The organism is Roseateles sp. P5_E4, assembly GCF_054049255.1.
Genome location: NZ_JBFUMS010000007.1, coordinates 1 through 18123, shown reverse-complemented (window position 1 = coordinate 18123; position 18123 = coordinate 1). Strand labels below are relative to the sequence as shown.

General features: G+C 68.1%; 14 protein-coding genes. 5 read left to right on the top strand and 9 right to left on the bottom strand.

From position 1 onward, the window contains the following. Positions 1–60: 60 nt before the first annotated feature. Positions 61–831 carry an SDR family NAD(P)-dependent oxidoreductase gene (locus ACXJLH_RS14655; protein WP_457444848.1) on the bottom strand — a complete coding sequence of 257 codons (771 nt, stop codon included), beginning with the start codon at positions 829–831 and terminating at the stop codon, positions 61–63. Positions 832–1066: 235 nt separating this feature from the next. Between ACXJLH_RS14655 and ACXJLH_RS14650 the strand changes: the two genes are divergently transcribed. Both ACXJLH_RS14650 and ACXJLH_RS14645 read left to right on the top strand, forming a co-directional pair. Continuing rightward, positions 1067–1966: an AraC family transcriptional regulator gene (locus ACXJLH_RS14650; RefSeq protein ID WP_056190870.1), complete on the top strand. Its 900-nt coding sequence runs from the start codon at positions 1067–1069 to the stop codon at positions 1964–1966. Positions 1967–2070: 104 nt separating this feature from the next. Further along, positions 2071–3801 (top strand): ATP-binding response regulator, encoded by a 1731-nt coding sequence (locus tag ACXJLH_RS14645; RefSeq protein WP_457444846.1) that lies wholly within the window; start codon positions 2071–2073, stop codon positions 3799–3801. On the opposite strand, the gene ACXJLH_RS14640 is transcribed toward ACXJLH_RS14645, so the two are convergent. Genes ACXJLH_RS14640 through ACXJLH_RS14630 form a run of 3 tightly spaced genes read right to left on the bottom strand, consistent with a single transcriptional unit; the run spans position 3787 to position 7182 of the window. Next, positions 3787–4413, bottom strand: a complete 627-nt coding sequence (locus tag ACXJLH_RS14640) for a response regulator (protein WP_457323327.1) — start codon at positions 4411–4413, stop codon at positions 3787–3789. The genes ACXJLH_RS14645 and ACXJLH_RS14640 overlap by 15 nt on opposite strands. A gap of 35 nt (positions 4414–4448) precedes the next feature. Further along, positions 4449–5036: a cohesin domain-containing protein gene (locus ACXJLH_RS14635; RefSeq protein WP_457323326.1), complete on the bottom strand. Its 588-nt coding sequence runs from the start codon at positions 5034–5036 to the stop codon at positions 4449–4451. A gap of 40 nt (positions 5037–5076) precedes the next feature. Next, the gene (locus ACXJLH_RS14630; protein WP_457444844.1) at positions 5077–7182 is read right to left on the bottom strand and encodes a dockerin type I domain-containing protein; all 2106 of its coding nucleotides are present in this window, start codon (positions 7180–7182) and stop codon (positions 5077–5079) included. 178 nt (positions 7183–7360) lie between these two features. Here ACXJLH_RS14630 and ACXJLH_RS14625 point away from each other — a divergent pair, with 178 nt between their 5' ends. Further along, positions 7361–8116 carry a tRNA-uridine aminocarboxypropyltransferase gene (locus tag ACXJLH_RS14625; protein ID WP_457445233.1) on the top strand — a complete coding sequence of 252 codons (756 nt, stop codon included), beginning with the start codon at positions 7361–7363 and terminating at the stop codon, positions 8114–8116. Between the two features lie 66 nt (positions 8117–8182). Here the strand turns inward: ACXJLH_RS14625 and ACXJLH_RS14620 are convergent, their stop codons facing one another. The 3 genes from ACXJLH_RS14620 to ACXJLH_RS14610 are packed head-to-tail and all read right to left on the bottom strand — an operon-like array spanning position 8183 to position 13880. Beyond that, positions 8183–11278: an efflux RND transporter permease subunit gene (locus ACXJLH_RS14620; protein WP_457444842.1), complete on the bottom strand. Its 3096-nt coding sequence runs from the start codon at positions 11276–11278 to the stop codon at positions 8183–8185. Then, on the bottom strand, positions 11275–12387 hold the full coding sequence (locus ACXJLH_RS14615) for an efflux RND transporter periplasmic adaptor subunit (RefSeq protein WP_457444840.1): 1113 nt from the start codon (positions 12385–12387) through the stop codon (positions 11275–11277). Before ACXJLH_RS14615 ends, ACXJLH_RS14620 begins: the two co-directional genes overlap by 4 nt. Then, on the bottom strand, positions 12384–13880 hold the full coding sequence (locus ACXJLH_RS14610; RefSeq protein WP_457444838.1) for an efflux transporter outer membrane subunit: 1497 nt from the start codon (positions 13878–13880) through the stop codon (positions 12384–12386). The genes ACXJLH_RS14615 and ACXJLH_RS14610 overlap by 4 nt, the downstream gene beginning before the upstream one ends. A gap of 67 nt (positions 13881–13947) precedes the next feature. On the opposite strand from ACXJLH_RS14610, the gene ACXJLH_RS14605 reads away from it, so the two are divergent. Next, a complete protein-coding gene (locus ACXJLH_RS14605) occupies positions 13948–14598 on the top strand; it encodes a TetR/AcrR family transcriptional regulator (protein ID WP_056190852.1) in 651 nt (216 codons plus the stop codon). Positions 14599–14749: 151 nt separating this feature from the next. Here the strand turns inward: ACXJLH_RS14605 and ACXJLH_RS14600 are convergent, their stop codons facing one another. Then, complete coding sequence (locus ACXJLH_RS14600) at positions 14750–16540, bottom strand: hypothetical protein (RefSeq protein WP_457444836.1); 1791 nt, start codon at positions 16538–16540, stop codon at positions 14750–14752. 517 nt (positions 16541–17057) lie between these two features. Here ACXJLH_RS14600 and ACXJLH_RS14595 point away from each other — a divergent pair. After that, entirely contained in the window at positions 17058–17444 is a 387-nt protein-coding gene (locus tag ACXJLH_RS14595) for a RidA family protein (protein ID WP_457444834.1), read from the top strand. A gap of 475 nt (positions 17445–17919) precedes the next feature. Here the strand turns inward: ACXJLH_RS14595 and ACXJLH_RS14590 are convergent. Further along, positions 17920–18123, bottom strand: a 204-nt coding sequence (locus ACXJLH_RS14590) for an integrase core domain-containing protein (RefSeq protein WP_457444832.1), incomplete at its 5' end; no start/stop codon positions are given.

Here is an 18123-nt window from a genome sequence, read left to right as displayed (position 1 = left end):
CGCCGCGGCCATTATCCCGATGGTGTGTCCGAATACGGCGTCGAATGGTGCCGTGCTGATTCAGTGGTATGCCGAGACCAGATCATCGTCCCGGGACTTTTGCGTCGCGGGCTGGGCCGCCGGCCAGAGGGCTCGCAACCGTGACAGGGCAGCCGCTTCGTGCAGGCCTTCGGCGAGCAGGTGAGCCACGCTGGAGATGAACTCGGCCCGGGGCACGCCGTGGGGCCGGGAGGCATGCGCCGGGCTCATGCGCTCCGCGCGTGACGGAACGGCGACGTCGGTCACGTCGATGCAGGCGCTGGCCCAGCGCTTTCTGACCGACATGGCGCAGGCTGGCAGGCCGGTCTCGACGACCAGGCCGTCCACGCGCCTTCCTCGCCGTGCATTCGGCAGCGCCAGCATCGGTCCTGCGGCGACGTTCAAGACCGAGCTGCGCGCTCGCTTGCGAAAGTGAGGCAACAGCGCGCCGGTCAGCTGCTGGACGCCCAGCTGATGGGCTTCCAGCTTCTCGTCGCTGTCGTCAGCGTCGAGCAGCGCATGCAAGCCCGGCAGATCCCTCACCGGGAAGGCGATCGAGATGTTGACGAGCATGTTCAGGTGGGCCCAAGTCGCTGCGATCTGCTCGCAGAAGCCAGCGACGCTCCAGGGGTTGGTCAGATCCAGGTCGATGGCCCGCATGCGGGGGTTGGCGCGCGCGGCGGCCTGGGCGGCGCCAGGCTCGCCGCCGAAGATGATGACCTCGTTGCCCAGCCGGCACAGCAATTCGGCCAGGCCGCGGCCGATGCCACGGGTGCCGCCGGCGACGAGAATGGTGTTGCCTTGCATCGTCATGTGGACCTCCTTGCGCGAAGGCCCGCATTGAATCGGCCGGCGGCCATTTCGAGCAGTCGATTCCGGTCATGTGATTGCACGATTCGCCCATCGTGCGGCCCGCTCGAACCGAGCTGGGCGGCCGCCCCAGGATCGATAGCCCAAAACCGCCAAGCTCTTGCACGATCCAGTCATTCCTGAGCGGGTCGTTCGCGCGCCTCTTGAGCCGCACGGGCGCAGCGGGTACGGTTGCGCCATGGGCTCACTCGAAGAATTGCAAAGGCTGATCAAGCGCCACGCCACCTCAAAGGGTGATCGCAATGCAGGCGACGTGTTCGCGGTGGCGGCCGAGGCTCCGACCGAGCTCCAGCACGTGGTGCTGGAGCCGACCTTCGTGGTCGTGGCGCAGGGCGCCAAGCGCGCCATGCTGGGCGACGAGATGTTCGAGTACCGCGAGGGCCAGTTCCTCGTGGTGAGCGTGGACCTGCCCATCGCCGGCTGCGTGATCCAAGCCAGCCCCGAACTCCCCTACCTGGCCGCGGGCTTGACGCTGCAGCTGGCAACCATCTCCTCCCTGCTGCTGGAGATGGACCCCGCGGAAGTGGCCGCGAGCGAACCCGCCGGCTTTGCGGTCAGCGACGCGCCCGAGGACCTGCTGGACACCGTGGTGCGCCTGCTGCGGCTGAAGGACTCGCCGCGCGACGCCGCCGTGCTGGGCCCGCTGGTGGAGCGCGAGCTGGTGTGGCGGCTGCTGCACGGCGCGCAGGGCGCCATGGTGCGGCAGATCGGCCTGGCCGACAGCCGGCTGTCGCAGATCGGGCGGGCCATCCGCTTCATTCGCAGCCATCACGCCGAAGCCATTTCCATCCCGATGCTGGCCGACATGGTGGCCATGAGCGAGTCGTCCTTTCACCGCCACTTCCGCGGCGCGACGACCATGAGCCCGTTGCAGTACCAGAAGCTGATCCGGCTGCAAGAGGCGCGGGCACGCATCCTGGCGGACGCCGGCGACGTCGCGGCCATCGGCTACAGCGTCGGCTACGACAGCCCCTCGCAGTTCAGCCGCGAGTACAGCCGCTTGTTCGGCGCGCCGCCCGGGCGGGACAAGCTGCGGCTGGGGCTGCGGGCGATGGGCGCGGGATCGTTGCCCGCCTGAAGCGGCCATCTTTTTCAACACACCCCTGGGGATTGCAGTCGTCACCCGGGGCCTATCCGTTCGGAGGGCTGGCAACGCGCGCGCCGCTGGGCATGATGCGGGGCATGCTGCCCCATCCCCTGGACGAACGTACGCGCCGCGCGATGCTGCTGTTGTTCTACGCCCAGAGCGGCGTGAGCCTGGTGGCGGCGGCGCTGCTGGTGCTGTTGCATGTGGGCACGCAGATCGACCGGGTGGCTCTGCCGGCGCTGCTGGCCTGGGGCGCGGCATTTGCAGCGCTGATCGTGTTGCGCGTGCTGTGGAAGCTACAGGTGGCGCAGCTGCCGCAAGCCGCTGACCCCGCACCGTGGGAGCGCCGCGCCGAGCTGGGTGCGCTGCTCACCGGTGCACTCTGGGCGCTGGCGCTGGTGATGGCTTTCGACGCGCGGCAGCCTGCCACCCAGATGTACGCCGCCATGCTGGCCTGCATCACCTGCGTGGCCAGCATCAACGTGATGGCGCCGCAGCCGCGCGCCTTCGTGCTGCTGATCGCTCCCGTCGCCGTGGCACTGATCACGCTCTTCCTGTCACTTGGCAGTTGGAGCGGCGCCTACAACGCCTTGCTGGTGCTGTCGGCCGTGGCCCTGGCGATGGCGCTGACTTTGCGCCACACCCGACTGCTGCGCGAGAGCCACGCGATGCGCTTCGAGCGCGAGGCCTTGCTGGCCCAGGCCCAGGCTGCGCGCGAAGCGCAGACGCGCTTCCTGGCCGCCGCCAGCCATGACCTGCGCCAACCCGTGCATGCGCTGGGCTTGCTGGCCGCACAGGCCGCGCACGAGCTGCAGGGCCGGCGTGCGGCGCAGACGGCGGAGCAGTTGCAGGCCATGGCGCAGGCGCTGGACGGGCTGGTGGAAAACCTGCTCGACGTGTCACGCCTGGACAGCGGCGCCTTGCAGCCGCAGTGCCGTTCGCTGCCGCTGCAGCCCTTGTTCGAGCGCCTCTCCACCGAATACGCGGTGCTGGCCGAAGCCAAGGGCTTGCAGTGGCGGCTGCGCCCGACGGCGCTCTGGGTGCGCAGCGACGCGCAGCAGCTCGAACGCCTGTTGCGCAACCTGCTGTCCAACGCGCTCACGCACACCGCGCACGGCGGCGTGCTGCTGGCGGCGCGGCAGCGCGCGGGCCGTGTGCAGGTCGCCGTCTGGGACACCGGCCCGGGCATCGCGCCCGAGCACCACGAGCGCATCTTCCAGGAGTTCGTGCAGCTCGCCAACCCGGGGCGCGACCGGCGCCGCGGCCACGGCCTGGGCCTGGCCATCGTCGCGCGGCTGGCCCGGCTGCTGGACCATCCGGTGGACCTGCGCAGCCGCCTGGGTCACGGCAGCTGCTTCGCCGTGAGCCTGCCCGAGGACGAGCCCCGCCTGCTGACCGAGCCTCGCACCGTGCCGCAGGGGCAGCCGCTGCAGGGCCGCTGTGTGGCGCTGGTGGAGGACGACGAAGCGGTGCGCGAGGCCACCGTGACCCTGCTGCGCACCTGGGGCTGCGAGGTCTGGGCCGAAGCCGCGGTGGCGCCGCTGCTGGCGCGCCTGCGCGCGGCCGGTGCCCGGCCGCAGCGCCTCATCAGCGATTGGCGGCTCGCGCAAGGCGATGGGCTGAGCGCCATCGAGGCCTTGCGCGAGGCGTACGGCGACAGGCTGCCGGCCCTGCTGATCAGCGGCGAGACCCTGCCGATGAGCGCGAAGGCCTTGCGTGCGCTGCGCGTGCAGCCGGCGCGCAAGCCACTGCCGGCGGCGGCGCTGCGCGCCTGGCTCAGCGCGCCCTCAGAACCGAATGCCGAACCGCCCTCAGAACCGCATTGAGGCCAGCCGCGCCTGCCCGGCCAGCGCGGCCTCGGCGCGGTTGCGCACGCGCAGGATGCGAAAAATCGTCACCAGATGACCCTTGACCGTCGGCTCACCCATGCCCAGCTCGCGCGCGATCTCCTTGTTGCTGCGGCCCTTCACCAGCTCGGCCAGCACCTCGGCCTGGCGCTGCGTGAGCGCCTCGTCGGGCAGGTCGGTGCTGCGCTGCAGCAGGAAGGGTGGCAGGTAACAGCCGCCAGCCAGCACCAGCTCCAGTGCGCCGAAAAGCACACCCACGTCGGCGCTCTTGGGTAGCCAGCCGGCGGCGCCACCGTCGAGGGCGCGCATGGCCAGCAGCGGGTCGCTGTCGGCCGACATCAGCAGCACCGGCAGCAGCGGCCACTCGGCGCGCAGCTGCTGGAGGGCCTGCAACGGCGCGAGTCCAGGCAGGTGCACGTCGAGCACGACGAGGGCCACGTCGGGCCGGCGTGCCAGCAGTGCCTGCGCGGCGGGCAGGCTGTCGGCTTCGCTCACTTCGCAGCCCTCGCGCTGCGTGCGCAGCAGCTGCGCCATGCCGACTCGAACGACAGGGTGGTCGTCGACGATAAGGAGGTGCAATGGCGCGGTCATGCCGCGCCATCATGCCGTCAAACGCGGCGTTCGGGTCAGGTTCGGGCTGGATTCGGCAACGTGTGCCGCCCTCGCCGCCGAGCGCCCGCCGTGAGGGCGGCCAGCCCGATGCCGAACAGCGCGACGGACGCCGGCTCCGGCACGCTGGCAACGCTGATGGCGCCACCCATGTGCGTCGTGGCGAGCTCCATCAGCGCCGAATCGAGCAGCACGACGTTCCCGAACGACAGGCTGCTTTGTCCCGCCGCCAGCGCATGGAAAGACAGGTGCACGACGAGGCCGTCGCCGCTGACGCCCGGCCCGGGACCGGCCAGGGTGTTGGCCGTGAATGACACCGTGCCGGCGCTGTTGTCGATGGTGCCGGGCAGGAAGAACGTCGCCCGGCCGCCGGCAGACAGGAAGTCGCCTTCCAGCACCGTGGTGGCCTGCACGATCGCCGGGTCGAAGGCGATGTCGAACTGGAAGGCGTACAGGTCCGGTGCGTCCGCAACGAGCACGTCCAGCGTGAAGGTGTCGCCCACCTGCACGGCAGGCGCGGGGGCAGCGAAGGACAGGGTCGTCGCCGACGCGGGCGCAGCCAGCAGCGCCAGCACGATCCCCCACAGGCAAGTCAGTTTCGTCATCTCTCTCTCCTTGGATCGAATGCAGTTCGTTGACGGCCGCTCAGGGGCAGGTCGTGCCCGCGGCAAGCTTTTGCGCGATGAACGCCAGGTCCCGGATGTCGACCACGCCGTCGCCGTTCACGTCCGCTCTCGCGTCGAATCCGGGCATGCCGGCGCGCTTGCCGAACGCGGTCTTCACCACAGCCTGGTCGCGGCAGTCGATGGCGCCGTCGAAGTTCACATCGCCCGGCAACGCCACGACGGTGAAGGTGGCCGCACCCATGCCCGTGTTGCCGGCGACGTCGGCGGCGATGGCGCTGTAGCGGTGGCTGCCCGGGCCGAAAGAAGACGCCAGGCCGCGAATGTCGGCACAGTTGGTCGACGCCACGCCGGACTCCTTGTCCATGGCCTCGCACGTGATATCGACGCTCTGCCCCGGCGCGTACGAGCCCAGGTTGCCGCGGTAGACGACGGCGGGGGGTGTCTTGTCGATCTTGACCGTGACGATGTTGCTGCTGTCGCTCTTGTTGCCCGCGACATCGACGGCGTACTTCGAGCCGGAGGACACGGTGCCCTGCTTGCTCAGGACCAGGTCGTCGGGGCAGACCGCGACGCCCGAGCCGCCCGTGTCGGCGCAAGTGAAGCGCACGACCACGTCGCCGGTGTACCAGCCCGCTGCGCCGGGTTGCGTCGTCGCGGCTGCCTTGATGGTCGGCGGCTTCAGGTCGACCCTGACGGGGCTGGTCGTGAAGCTGACGCTGTAGCCACCGCCCGTCAGGGTGTAGCTGAAGCCGTTGGGCGTGTCCTCCGACACGACCGCTCGATTGCCGATGCAGACGACGTCGCACTGGGGCGTGATGACGACCTGCCGGTTGGTCCAGGTACCGGGGGTGTAGGGCCGGCTGTCCGAGGTCACCAGGGTGTAGCCGAAGGTCGGGCGGTTGAAGGTGACGCCTGCGTTCACGCTGGCTACCGCCGTGATGAAGCGCGACCCTGGGAAGTCCGCGCGGATGATGCCGATGCGGCTGCCGGGGAGGTGGAACTGCGGACGCATCACATAGTCCGCGATCAGCGTGTTCATGCCCTCGTAGGAGATGGTGCACAGGCCGAGGGCGCATGCGGTGCGCGGGAAGTCGGGAAAGGTGGAGGCGTCGGCGCTGGCGCCGTCCACCAGCCCGGTCGACAGGCGCGGGGCACCCGTCTCGGCGCTGGAATGGCCGCTGGCGAAGAAATAGGGAAACCCGCCGTCAGAGCCACCACTGCCAACGTAGTAGAGCTGGCTGGTGCCGGTGATATTGGCTGCGTCTGCCAGATGGCTTTTGACGGGCAGCCAGAGCCGGTGATAGAGGTCCAGATTGCTGCGGAGTTTATCGAACAGCACGGCCGTGTATCCCATCGAAATGATGGGCCGGTAGTAGTGGCGGGTGGACAGCGGACCCATGTATTGGTGGGTCAGCAGGACCTTGCCGCGTGCGTCACACGAGTTCGGATCGGGTTTCGAATTGAGCGGGGGCACCGGGCCCAAGGTCAATGTGGCCGGACCCGGGCAAGTGGCGGGCAGCAGATAGTCCGCATACTTTTGACCTGTGGCCACGCCATCGATGACGGCGGGTTGGTCCAGCAATGCGTCGAGCGCAGGCGCTGGGTCGCATTTGCAGTCGGCCGTCTCCATGACGACGCTCATGATGACCAGTTCCGACGGGTTGCTTTTCAGGAAGGCGACGGTCGGCTGCAGTACGCCGCTCTCGAAAGGCAGGAACATGTCGACACCGCCGTGAAACACCAGCAGCGCGCAGTTCGACGATTGGTAGTACTGGTTGCAGTCTTGAAGCGCAAGGAGGTCGTAGTACTTGAGCCGGATGTCCAGATAACGGATGCCCGAATCCAGCTGCTCCCGGATGGTCATGGTCTGCGTCTGCGCGATGGGGCCGCCTACACCGTGGAAGGTTCCGCTGTCATGCGTACCCGGCAGGGACAGCTCGGTGAGCTTCTTCGTGGCGCCGAGGGTCAGCATCCACTGGGGGTTGTGCGCCGCGGGCCCGGAGTCGTGCCAGTAGGCGCCGTCGTTGTGGGCCAGCGCGGGGGCGGGGCAGCACAGTGCGGCCCCGGCCAGCGCCAGCAGCGCGGCAAGGCGTCGACCGCTACGCGCAATCGAGGAAGTCAGCATGGAAATCTCCCTGTCAACTGGATCGGGCTGGCCGCCCATCCGCCGCGTCAACGGCTTTGGCCCGCTCGCAATCCACTCGTTGCAGGGCAGTCTAGGAAGCGCCACCCGGGTTGCACAGCCGACAGACGGATGGGATGGGGGCATCCGTTTGGATGAGCAGTGCTCCGACAATCCGCGCATGTCTCATGCCGTATCCCTTCTGCGCGCCGCGCGCCTGGCGAGTGCCACCAAGCCGTTCTCGGCTCGCGGCGGCTTCAAGCGCGAGCGCTGCGAAGGCTGCCGGCTGGTCTCCACGCACTGCATGTGCGCCTTGCGCCCGTCGGTGAACACGCGCGCCGCGGTGTGCCTGCTGATGGCCGACATCGAGCCGCTGAAGCCCACCAACACCGGTTGGCTGATCGCGGATACCGTCGCAGACACCTTCGCCTTCGGCTGGTCGCGAACCGAGCCCGACCCCGCGCTCCTGGCCCTGTTGAGCGAGCCGGCCTGGGATCCCTACGTCGTCTTCCCGGGCCAGTACGCCGCGCCGGAGCGTGTGGTGCATGCCGTTCGGCCGCACGTCGCGGGCCAGGACGGAGCAGCCAAGCGCCCGCTGTTCGTCCTGCTGGACGGCACCTGGTCCGAGGCGCGCAAGATGTTCAGCCGAAGCCCCTACCTGAACTCCATGCCGGTGCTCAGCCTGGCGCCCGCCGAGGCCTCGCAATACAGGCTGCGCCGGTCACGTTGCGGCGACCATTTCTGCACCAGCGAGGTGGCCGCGCAGTGCCTGAACCTGGCGGGTGACGAGGCCGCCGGCAAGACGCTTGACGCGTACCTGGGCGTCTTCACGCATCACTACCTCCAGGCCAAGAACCAGCTGCCCATCGCCTGGGAAGGCGCGGCGCATCAGCGTTTGGAAGAGGTGAGGGCTCAGCAGCCAGTGCGCGCCGCCTGACAGCATGTGCGCCATGGCGAAGTGGCCCTGGTGCCGCCATGGGTCCAGCGCCTGCGAGCAGCCCCGTCACGCGCTGGCCGCCATGGGTGCCGCGTCGGGCGCCTGCGCGGGGCTGTCGCGCCGGACGCGGAACCAGGCGGCGTACAGCGCCGGTACGAAGACGAGGGTCAGCGCCGTGGCCACGACGAGGCCGCCCATGATCGAGATGGCCATCGGCCCCCAGAACACGCTGTGGGTCAGCGGGATCATGGCCAGCACCGCAGCGGCGGCCGTCAGCACGACGGGGCGCGAGCGCCGCACCGTGGCATCGACGATCGCGGCCCACGGCGCAACGCCGCGCGCGATGTCCTGATCGATCTGGTCGACGAGGATGATGGAGTTGCGCATGATCATCCCGCCCAGCGCAATCACGCCCAGCAGCGCGACGAAGCCGAACGGCGCATTGAAGAGCAGCAGTGCCGGCACCACGCCGATCAGCGCCAGCGGTGCCGTCATGAACACCATGAACAGCCGCGAGAAGCTTTGCAGCTGGATCATCAGCAGCGTCAGCATCACCGCGAACATCGCCGGGAACACCGCGAACAGCGCCTTGTTGGCCTTGTCGCTCTCCTCGATGGCGCCGCCTTCCTCGATGCGGTAACCCGCGGGCAGGCTGTCGATGATGGGCTGCAGCGATGGCCGGATCTGCGCCGTGGCGTAGGGGCCCTGCACGCCGTCAACGACGTCGCTGCGCACGGTCAGCGCCATGTCGCGGTTACGCCGCCACAGCACCGGCTCCTCGAAACCCGGCTCCACTCGCGCGACCTGGGACAGCGGCACGTTGACGCCGCTGCGCGTGAACAGCTGCAGGTCGCCGAGCTGGCCAATGTTCTTGCGCTCCTCGGGCGTCGCCCGCACGACCACGTCGACGAGTTCCTCGCCGCGGCGGATCTGCGTCACCGGCGCGCCGTCCAGCGTCGTCTGCACCAGGCCCTGGATGTCGGCGCTGGACAGGCCCAGCAGCCGCGCCTTGTCCTGATCGACGTGGACCTGCACCGCGCGGACCTGCTCGTTCCAGTCCAGTTGCGTGTCGCGCACCAGCGGGTTCTGGCGCACCGCGTCGCGCACCCGGTAGGCGATCTCGCGCACCTGCGCCTTGTCCGGGCCGATCACGCGGAACTGGACCGGAAAGCCCACCGGCGGTCCGAACTCCAGACGCGTCACGCGGGCGTTGACGTCGGGCAGGACCTCGTCCTTGGCGAACAGCTCCATGAGACGGGCGCGCACCCGTTCGCGCTGTTCGGTACCCGCCGTCTTGACGACGATCTGCGCGAACCCCGGGTTCGGCAGCTCCGGCTGGATCGACAGATAGAAGCGCGGCGTGCCGGCGCCGGTGTAGGCGGTGAAGAACTCGATGTCCGGGTCCTTCGCCAGGCGCGCCTCAAGCAGCTTCACTTGGGCAGAGGTGGCGGCGAACGACGCGCCTTCGCGCAGCCGCAGTTCCACCAGCAGCTCGGGCCGCGACGCGGTCGGGAAGAACTGCTGCTGCACCGCCAGCATGCCGGCGCCGGCGATGGCGAACACCAGCACCGTGATGCCCAGCACCCAGGCCCGGCGCCGCACGGCCCAGTCGACGATGCCGCGCAGCCAGCGGTAGACGGGCCGGTCGTAGGGGTCGTGGTGTGTGCCGGCCGCAAGATTCTTCGGCAGCAGCAGCACGCCGAGGTAGGGCGTGAACACCACGGCGACCACCCACGACAGGATCAGCGCCGCGCCGACGACCCAGAAGATGCCGCCCGCGTACTGGCCGGCGATCGACTTCGCGAAGCCCACCGGCATGAAACCGGCGGCCGTGACCAGCGTGCCGGTCAACATCGGAAACGCGGTGGACGTGTAGGCGTAGGTGGCAGCGCGCATGCGGTCCCAGCCTTCCTCCAGCTTCACCACCATCATTTCCACCGCGATGATGGCGTCGTCGACCAACAGGCCCAGCGCGATGATCAGCGCACCCAGCGAGATGCGGTCCAGCGCCCAGCCGGCGGCGTACATGACGGCCGCCACCAGCCCGAGCACCAGCGGCACCGACGCGGCCACCACGATGCCGGTGCGCCAGCCCAGGAACAGGAAGGACACCGCCAGCACGATGGCCAGTGCCTCCAGGAACGAGCGCTCGAACTCCCAGACGGACTCCGCCACCACCCGCGGCTGATCCGCGTACTGCTGGATCTGCACGCCCGCCGGCAGCTCCTGCCGCACCTGCGCCAGCCGCTCGTCGAGCGCGCGCCCGAAGTCGAGCACGTTGCCGTTGGCCTGCATGGTCACGCCGATGGCCAGCACCGGCACGCCGTTGTGGCGGATGGTCATGCTCGGCGGATCTTCATAGCCGGTGCGCACGGTCGCGATGTCGGCCAGCCGCAGCAGTTGGCCGCCCACCTCCAGCGTCACGTTGGCCACGTCCGCCGCGTTGCGCAGGCCACCGTCCACCCGCACCTGCACGCGGTCGTGGGTGGTATCGGCCGAGCCCGCCGGAGCCACCAGGTTCTGCCGCGCCAGCGCGTCGAACACGCCGGTCGGGGCGATGCCCATCGCCGCCAGCCGCCGCGTCGAGATTTCAACGAACACGCGCTCGGCCTGCTTGCCCAGCACGTCGACCTTGCCGGCGCCGGCCACACTCTGGATGCGCCGCTTCACGTCTTCGGTGACCGTCAGCAGCTCGGCCATGGCCAGCTCGGGCGCGCTCACCGCGTAGAGCACGCTGTAGCGGTCGTTGTACTCGTCGTTGAAGAACGGCCCGCGCACGCCTTCGGGGAACTCCTGGCGCACGTCGCCGATCTTCTTGCGCACCTGGTACCAGGCGTTCTCCAGCTCCGCCTTGCTGCTGCCGCCTTTCATCCACAGCGTGATGCCGCCATAGCCCTGGCGCGCGAAGCTGCGCACGTAGTCGAAATGGTCCAGCTCCTGCAGCCGGCGCTCGATGCGGTTGAGCACCTCGTCCTGCACCTCCTGCGCGGTGGCGCCCGGCCACACGACGATGGCCGTCATCGTCGGCACGTCGAAGTTGGGGTCCTCCAGGCGGCCCAGCCGGCTGAAGGAAAAGCCGCCAATGATGAGCGTCGCGATGATCAGGAACAGCACCATAGGCCGGTGCGTGACGGCCCATTCCGACGGGTTGAAGCGTTTCATGAGCCGCTCCTGGTGACGACAGCCGCGCCGGTTTCGGGCGTGCGCTCGACAGCGCGCACGGTGATGCCGGCATCAAGCTTCTGCGCGCCGACGCTGACCACCCGGCTGCCACCGGCCAGGCCGGTGACGTGCACTCGGGCGTCATCCATGGCCACCACTCGCACGGGCGTGAACACCAGGCCGGAGCCCTTGGCGTTGAGCACCCAGACCCCCGCGGACGCACTGGCCTTCACCAGCGCGGTGACCGGCACGGCGGTGGTCGCCGGCCCGGTCGCTTGCCCGGCCAGGTTCAGCTGCATGGTGCTGCCCAGCGGCAGCGCGCCGACCTGCGCGCGCGATTCCGCGGCGGCCGCGTAGCGCACGCGGAAGGTCCGGCCCTGCGCACTGGCCAGCGGCGAGAGCTCGCGCAGCACCAGCCTCAGGGGTGACTTGGCGTCCTGCCAGGGCGTGGCCGTGGCGGTGAGCGTGCGCACCCGGCCGACCCACTCCTCGGGCAATTCGGCAACGATCTCGCGTTCGCCTACGCGGGCCAGCGACAGCACCGGCTGGCCCTCGGCCACCACCTGGCCGCGCTCGAAGCGCAGCGCGGTGACCACGCCGGCATAGGGTGCCACCAGCGTCGCGTAGCCCTCGCGATTGCGCGCCAGATCGAGCTGGCGGCGCGCCTGCTCAAGCCGGGCGGCGGCCGCATCGGCACGCGCCTTCTGGCGCTCGTGGTCGGCAGCGCCCACCGAGCCGTCGGCCAGCAGGCGGCGCAGGCGCGCTTCGTCGGAGGCGGCCTGCTGCGCATCCACCGACGCGGCCTGGACCTGGTTGGCGGCGGTACTTACGGCCAGTTGGTAGTCGGCGGGGTCCAGTCGCGCCAGCGCCTGGCCGGCCTTCACGGTGTCGCCCACCTCGACCAGCCTGTCCACCACCTTGCCGCCGATGCGAAAGCCCAGCTCCGTCTCGACACGGGCGCGGACCACGGCGGTGAAGCTTCGGGTTTGCGCCGACGCGGCGGGGGTCACGGTGGTGACGAAGACCGGCTTGGCGGCGGCGACCGGCGCGGGGGGGCCGCTGCAGGCGGCCACGGCCAGGAGGGATACGGCGAAGAAAGTTCTGTTCACTGGAATGCCCTCTCGGCAAAGGAAGTCATGGCACTGCCGGCACGGGTCGGCTCGAGACCGCCACCCAGGGCCTTGTAGAGCTGCACGTCGGCCAGCACCTGCTGCAGGCGGCTGTCCGCCAGGGTGAGCTCGCTGGACAACACCGAGCGCTGCACGTCGAGCAGCACCAGCAGGTCGATCTGCCCTTCGCGCTGCAGCGATTGCGCGCGCTGCAGCGAGCGGCGGCGATGTTCGACCGTGCTGGCCAGCGCTGCGGCGCGCTCGGCCTCCTGGGTGCGCACGAGCAGGCTGTCCTCGACCTCCTGCACGGCGACCAGCACCGCCTTCTGCCAGGCCAGCAGCGCCTCGTCGGCCCGTGCCGACTGCGCGCGGATGCCCGCATCGATGCGACCGGCGTTGAAGACCGGCATGGCAAAGGCCAGCGCGACGTTCGAAAAATGCACCGGCGCGAGGTCGAGTGCATTCAGCCGCAGGTCCTCGCGGCCGAACAAGGCACTCAGAAAAAGCTTGGGCCAGTATTGGGCTCGCGCTTCGGCGCCGCGCAACGTCTCTGCGGCAACGCGCGACTCGGCAGCGATCAGGTCGGGGCGGCGCCGCAGCAATTCGCTGGGCTGCCCGGTGCCGATCTCGCGCACGGCAGGCCAGGCAAAGCCTGCGTTCTCGTCGACGACGCGGGCCGACGGGTTGCGGCCCAGCAGCACGGCCAGCCGCGTCTGCGACGTGCCAACCAGCGTCCGCAACGGGGGCACTTGCGCGTCGAGCGCCCCGGCTTCGGCGCGCGCGCGATCCAGGTCAAAGGCACTGGCCTCGCCTTCGCGCAGGCGGCTGGCGACGCGCGTCGCCGTTTCGTGCTGAGCCGCCGCGAGAGCCTGCACGATGCGCAGACGCTCCTCGGCGCTGCGCAGCACGAAGTACTGCCGCGCCACCTCGCTGGCCACCAGCAGCCGTGCGCCCTGGACGCCGGCCGCTGCTGCGGCCGCATCAGCCAGCGCTGCGTCGCGTGCCGCACGCACGCCGCCGGCCAGGTCGATCTCCCAGGCCACGTCGACACCGGCGCGCAAGGCACGCGTGTCGGGCATGCCTTGCTTGACGGGGTCGGGCAGCCCGCTGTCGCTGCGCGAGGCCGAGGCCTGCACACCCACCGTGGGCCACAGGCGGGAACTCTGCGCATCGCGACCCGCGCGAGCCTGGGCGACGCGTTGCAGCGCGATCGCCACATCCTGGTTGGCAGACAAGGACTCTTCGATCAGCGCCGTCAGCACCGGGTCACCGTAGCCGGCCCACCAGGCGCCATCCAAGACCTGGGCAGCGGCGGCAGCCGACCCGGCCTGCGCGAATGCTGCGGACAGCGGTACTGACGGCGAAGGCGGCTGCACGGGCGGTGCCGAACAGGCCGACAGGATCGCCAGCGCTGCGGCAGCCGACACGAGGCGGGCCGGTCGGGCGCCGGGGTGGCGATCGCGGTACGGGGCGGGCTGTGTGAAAGGCTTCATATACTGGACTCACTAGTCCAGTAAGTTTAATGGCATATATTGGACTGTCAAGTACAGAAAGACGCCGATGCCCGAAAACGAGAAGCCAGTCGAGTCCCCACCGCGTCGCGGCCGGCCGCGCGACCCCGAGCGCTTGCGGCGCATCGTGGAAGCGGCGCACAGCCACTTCAACGCGCACGGTCTGGAGCGGGCCAGCGTCGATGCCATCGCCGCCGAGGCCGGTGTCTCGAAGATGACCATCTACAGCCACTTCGCTTCGAAGGAAGGTCTGTTCGAGGCGGTGATTCGCGATCGCACCGACCGCGTGATGGGCGGGGTCGCTGGCGTCGAAGCGCTGGACCCGACGCAGCCTCAGAAGGCTTTGCTGGCCGTCGGAGAGCAGTTCCTGGCGCTGGCGCGCGAGGAGGACGTGCTGGGCAAGTTCCGCTCGATCTATGGCGCCGCCGCGGTGCAGCGCGAGGCCTGCCTGGCCTTTTACAGGCAGGGGGCCGACCGGCTGATCGGCGACCTGGCGGCCTATCTGCGCCGCGCCGATGCGCAGGGCGCGCTGAACATCCGGCACCCGCGCCAGGCGGCGGACCTGTTCCTGTCCATGTTCCTTGGCGACGGCCACATCCGCGGCTTGTTGATGCTCGACATGCCCGACGCGCGCGAAGACAGGGCACTGCTGCGCGAGGCGGTGCGTGTGTTCATGGCGGCCTACGCGAAAGCACCTTGACGCCGCGGCCCGACGCGGACTTCGCGACTGGTAGAGCCGGTTCACGGCACCCCCTCAAACCGGGGCGCGCTGCATCGCGAGAACCTGCCCAGCGGCTCTCTGGCGCTTTTCAAGGTGAGGCGGAGAACGGCGTGGCAACGCCGCGTCCTCGCTACGGATAGATGATGTGAATCTGAGCCAGGGCCCTGTCCACACCTTCGCGCCTGACCTTGACGTTGTACTCGTACTTCTTCTTCGTCGTTCCACCCGCACCGAGGTTGAAGTAGCACCTGGGCCCCAGCCCTTTTCTGGGAAGCTGCCCAGAAGGGCTGAGTGTGGCGAAGCGGTTGCGTAGCGCCTGCTTCAGGCGCCCCGGGTTGTACCTTTCCCTGGGATACAGCTCCTGCACGTTCAGGGACGGGCCCGCGTAGTCGAACGTGCTGCGGAACATGCTGAGCACCACGTCCACGATGTGGTCTGCGGCTTGGCCATAGTTGGGCGGCTGGCGTGGCTTGCGGACGCGAACCGGCGCGCTGACTTCCCGCCATTGGGCCTGCCGCTCCAGGAACCACTGGATCTTTGTCTTGACGATCTTGTTGACGAACTGGAGGGCGTCGACGAAGTCGTCATTCGATCGGGCCTGGTCCACCAACGCATACATGGCCTTGCGCTCGTCGTCGTCGATGTGTTCGCCCTCCTCGTAGAACGCGATGTCGTCCAGCGCAAGGTTCAGCGCATCCTCCAGCGCCTTCTGCGCCTTGCGCGCTTCTTCAATCCATGCGTGCACTTCTTCGAGCAGCCGCGCAGCCTGCGCCAGCGCCTCGTCGTAGTTGCGCTTGGCCGCCAGCCTGCGCAATGCGGCCAACTTTTCCTCGTGTGCCTCGCTGTACGTTCCGCTGGCCAGGTCCTCGTCTTCGATCAGCTGGGCTTGCTTCTCCAGCTTGGTCAGCGCCTCGAGGAAACCATCGCGCTGGGGATGCGTTTTGCGCAGCTGATTTTCCTCGGCATCGAGCAGTCCTTCCAAGGTGTCCAACGCACAGCCAGCGTTGACGAAGGTCGATGCGTCGATGTCCTGCGGGACGGCTTCCGAGGCCCGTGAAATCGGATCGGGGAGCGAGCTGTCCTTCTGGAGCAACAGGCACCGCGCCGCCAGTTGGGTGGCCCGGGTGCGTGCCGCCAGTATCTGGGCCTGCTGCTGCTCGGCGATTTCGTCAAAGCGCTTCTGGCTGGCTTTGATCTTCTCCTTCAGCGTGTCGTTCTCGCGCAAGGCGTCTTCGTATTCCGACTTGACGGTGGCCAATTCCGCCAGCTTCGTCTCCAGCGCGCTCTTTTCCTGTTTCGCCGTGGTGATCCGCTCCCGGGTGTCCTGTTGCGTTTTCGGGATGGTCTGAACTTGCAGGTTCTTTTCCAGCGCCTCGATCTGCTTCTTCTTCGCCGCCAAATCCTTTTCCAGGTCGAACAGCCTCACCCGCTCGGCGGCCCTGAGCTTGTCCATGCGCACCCTGTCGGCGGCGGTCGAGCTCTCCTTGAGACCGGCCAGTTCGGTTTTGGCGGCCTCCGCCTGCTTGACCGGGAACAGCTCCAGGCCGCGTCGGAACAAGGGCTCCAGCTTGGCGATCTCCAGAAGGATCAGCGCGGGCGCCTTGGACTTCTTCTTGATGAAGCCGCCCACGGCCTGGTACTGTTTGGCGTACTCGCTCAATGCCGGCAGGAAGGACGCGTCTTCCTTGTCCTTCTGGGGAACCGGCTTCTTCAGCCGCGCATGCTCGGCGTCGAGCGCGACCTGGCAGCTTTCGTAGGTGGGTTGCGGCACCTCGACCCGCACCACGGGCTCAACAGGCTCCCGGGGCTCGTCCGAGCCAACACTGCCCTCGCCCCTGAGCGACAGCAGGACTTCGCGCGTGCCGGACATGGACCGGGGTCGTGAAGGCGGCGAGTCTGTGTCCGGCAAGGGCTTGTCCATTGGCACTCCAGGTTCTGGCTGGGTTAGTGACCTTGACCCCAGGCCGGTTCCCTGAGCCGGCGCATCAAGGAAGGGATGGCGCGGCCGCTCATTCCCATCTCGCCTCATCCGCCCTGGGCGGGTTGCTGCCGGAGCGCGGCGCCCTGTGCCGGGGGCCGCCATGACGGGCGCCGCAAGGCCAGGCAAGGCGAAGACTCACAGCGACCCAGACCGCGTCGCGGATGCCCTGTTCACGCCGCGCTCGGGGTCGCGCGAAGATGGCCCTGCTCACTGCGGGCCGAGCAGGGGCGGCTCGTTCACCCGGGTGAATCCGCACTGGTCCGGCGGGGGATTTGAAACTTACATTCCCCATATCGCCGCCGCCTGACGCCACCGTACGGTGGGCGGTTCAGTCCAACAGGTTTATCCGCCGCCGGGGCGGGCCGCCCGACGTCACGAAGCCATCTTGTCTAGGCGGCACGAAACAGCCTCGGCGAGCCTCTGTCCTACACTCCTCGAACGACTACAACAGAGCGCCATGAACCGCACCCTCATTAGCTCCGGATCGACATTTGAATCCGAAATCGGCTATAGCCGCGCCGTAGTTCAAGGCGATTGGATCTTCGTCTCAGGAACGACCGGGTTCGACTACTCCAAGATGACTATCTCGGGTGATCTGCAGGAGCAAACTGAGCAATGCTTGAAAAACATTCAGTCCGCTCTTGAGCAGACGGGCTCAGGAATGCACGACGTTGTGCGAGTGACCTATGTACTGCCAAACAGTAGCGACTTTCCGCAGTGTTGGCCTGTTCTACGAAGCTACTTCGGCACGGTTCGCCCAGCTGCGATGATGATCTCAGCTGGCCTTTCCGATCCCCGAATGAAGATTGAGATCGAAGTCACTGCTCTTAAGCAGCCAAAGTAGAGTTCATCTTGTGAGTGCCGCCTAACCCTTCTACAGGGACTTCCCGGTAAATCAACCGGTTCGGTATTGGCTGCTTTCGATACTTGCCTTTGCTGTTTTCCCATCAAGACCTGAGTTCGGGTTCGATGCAGCGCCACAGAGAACAGACTGCACATCTACAGGCGGCCTTGTTGCACTCGTGGTCGGTGCGGGCCCAGATACCAACCGCTCAGCAGGGCTCCATTCATTCGCCGCCGTCGCCACCATGGGCGCGGCACAGGGTTAGTCGAGCTTGCCTGCTGCCGGTCTGACCTATGAATTGCATCTTCGAACGCAGGTCTACGGGAAGAACTTGATCGTTGCGAGGTGAGGTTTCAGGCTGACGTGGTGCCAGGTATTGCCGGCATCGCTCCGGGCTTGACCGACACGTGATTCGCATCGAATGACCTGCCCCCAAACGCCGTGCCAATTGATAGTTCGGAGCCCTGGTTGAAGGTTACTGGATCTCTGTATTGATGAGTCCGGCGTGCAGGGCGGGATCGGCCGCGTTTCTGCGGTGCTGCTCAGCAAATTGCGCCGGCGGTATTCGTCCAATGCTGCCGTGCGGACGGACCTCGTTGTAGTCACGGCGCCAGGCGGCGATCTCGGTTCTGGCCTGCTTCAATGTCTCGAACCAATGCTCGTTCAGACATTCAGACAT